This is a genomic window from Polaromonas sp. CG_9.5, assembly GCF_035984465.1.
Classification (GTDB): Bacteria; Pseudomonadota; Gammaproteobacteria; order Burkholderiales; family Burkholderiaceae_C; genus Polaromonas.
In genome coordinates this window covers 1-2,180 of sequence record NZ_JAXCHR010000061.1, presented here as the reverse complement: position 1 = coordinate 2,180, position 2,180 = coordinate 1, and the positions used below count along the sequence as shown (strand labels likewise).

The 2,180-nt window shown below is 53.2% G+C and carries 2 protein-coding genes; both read left to right on the top strand.

Translation table 11 applies throughout. From position 1 onward, the window contains the following. Window positions 1–492 precede the first annotated feature (492 nt). A complete protein-coding gene (locus tag RCH06_RS17760) occupies window positions 493–1,578 on the top strand; it encodes a protein rep (protein ID WP_327082790.1) in 1,086 nt (361 codons plus the stop codon). Between the two features lie 130 nt (window positions 1,579–1,708). Further along, on the top strand, window positions 1,709–1,900 hold the full coding sequence (locus RCH06_RS17755) for a hypothetical protein (RefSeq protein WP_327082789.1): 192 nt from the start codon (window positions 1,709–1,711) through the stop codon (window positions 1,898–1,900). Window positions 1,901–2,180: the final 280 nt, after the last annotated feature.

The following is a 2,180-nucleotide window of genomic DNA, read 5'->3' as shown; positions in this document are numbered from 1 at the left end:
CGTTTTCGCGACTTGAAAAACGGTATTGAGCGCAGCTCTACAGGTGGTAATATTTGGAGGCGTTTTGTTTCGAGTGCTGCCACCCACTTAAAACCTGCCCGTCCAATCTGGCGCCATATGAGAACAAATTTCTCGGCAAATTAAATCTATCTCGGCAGCACAAAAGACGAAGCCCACAAGTCCTTGGAAAACTTGCGGGCCTCTGGCGCTTCTTCAACTATCGATTGAAAAAGCACATGCACAAATCATACAAGATTGACCCTGCCTGCGCCACCGCGCAGCATGTCTAAGCACACAGCACCCACGAGTTTTAAGAGCGCATCAGTGCGCGTAGCGTCGCCCGTTGCAGGGCCGCGTGGTGGGGGGGGAGGTACGAGCACCGGGCCGCGTGGGCGTGAAACGGGCCTCCGCCTTGGTACAGATGCGAAATATAAAAACACGGCCCAAAAAATAGACCCTGACACGGGGGAAATCCTCGGATTCATCGACCCGATGGCCGGACGGCTCCAGCGATTTATCGTCCAGAGCGTCACCCGAAAGCTGCTCCCTGAATCACGGACAAACAACTGTCTGCGCGTCCGTCAGGGCGGAAAACAGATTCAAGTCCACAAGTCCATCGAGCATGGAACGACCTCCTACAACGGCCTTCAAACCTGCGGCTCGGTCTGGATTTGTCCGGTCTGCGCTGCCAAGATTGCCGAACGTCGAAGGGTTGAAATCGTGGCGGCCATGACTGCCCACAAAGCCACCGGCGGCTGCGTCAACATGCTTACCCTCACCTCTCCACATCAACGTGGCGATGACCTGCGCGAACTGCTGACGAAACAGGCTAAGGCGCTCAATGGGTTTTGGAATGACCGCCAGGTCAAAGCCGTTTTTGAAACCATGGGGGTGATTGGTCAAATTAGGGCGCTGGAAGTCACACACGGGCGTAAGAGCCCTCAAAACAACGGATGGCATCCCCACTATCACGTGCTGCTGTTTTGCGGCGCTGGCGTCGATCTGACGGTTCAGGAAGCTCCTCCCGTGCTGGATTGGATCATCACCCTCTACACCCGGTGGGCGGCCTGCTGCGTCAAGGCTGGACTGGGTAAACCATCCCTCGCGCACGGCCTCAAACTCGATGACGGCTCACACGCTGCCCAGTACGTCAGCAAGTGGGGACTGGAGGACGAAATGACCAAAGGCCACACGAAAAAGGCTCTCCACGGGGAAACGCCTTTCGACTTCCTCCGCGCGGTCCTGGAAGACCCTGAAGACAAGCAAGCGGCGGCGCTTTTCAGGCACTTTGCTGAAGTATTCAAAGGAAAAAGGCAACTCCACTGGTCTCGTGGATTAAAAAAACGGTATGCCATCGGCGAGAAAAACGATGAGGAACTGGCTGCAGAAAAAGAGGACGATTTTGCTGTCTGGCTCGGCACCATCACGATAGAACAATGGCGCGATGTCCTGGCGGTCGAAGGTCGTGGGTCGGTTCTGTCGATTGCTGCCAGTTCTGGCTGGCCTGCTGTTTTGCTCTACCTGGACGGAATCAAAGGTGTGGCACAAAAACCCGGTGCTCCGCCTATCCTGCAATAAGCAAATTTGCTAATTGTGGATAACTTTTTTCGATAAGTTATCCACAAGTTATCAACAAAAAATAAATAGTTATAAACTCGTTAGTAACGAATTACAATTAGTTGGTAACTTAATCAAAACAGGAAAAAATATGACTCTAACGAATGCAGAACGACAAGCTAACTTCAAGAAAAAACGTGAGGATTTAATGAACTCACTCGCTACCCAAAATGAAACGCTCTCTGCTGAGAATACGCGCTTACAAGCTGAAAACAGGGCGCTGATAGAGAAGTGCCACCGGCTCGAAATAGCGGCGCTCAAAGCACAAATAAAGAGGGGTTAGGGGTATCGGGGCAACGCCCTGATGTTCAGATTGTCCCGCGCAGATGGCCCGGCTTACTGCTCACACGGCCACCAGCGCGCCCCATGTCGTTACAGCTCCCGGTCTGCTCTCGTTAGCTGCTGGTTCGTTGCGGTCGCACTGCGCCCAGGTCCGCCGCGTTACCCAATGTTGTGTAAATCACAGGCCGTTTTCGCGACTTGAAAAACGGTATTGAGCGCAGCTCTACAGGTGGTAATATTTGGAGGCGTTTTGTTTCGAGTGCTGCCACCCACTTAAAACC

Coding starts and splice junctions, on each gene's coding strand:
- RCH06_RS17760 (WP_327082790.1), top strand. CDS start 493: ATGGCCGGACGGCTCCAGCGATTTATCGTCCAGAGCGTCACCCGAAAG.
- RCH06_RS17755 (WP_327082789.1), top strand. CDS start 1,709: ATGACTCTAACGAATGCAGAACGACAAGCTAACTTCAAGAAAAAACGT.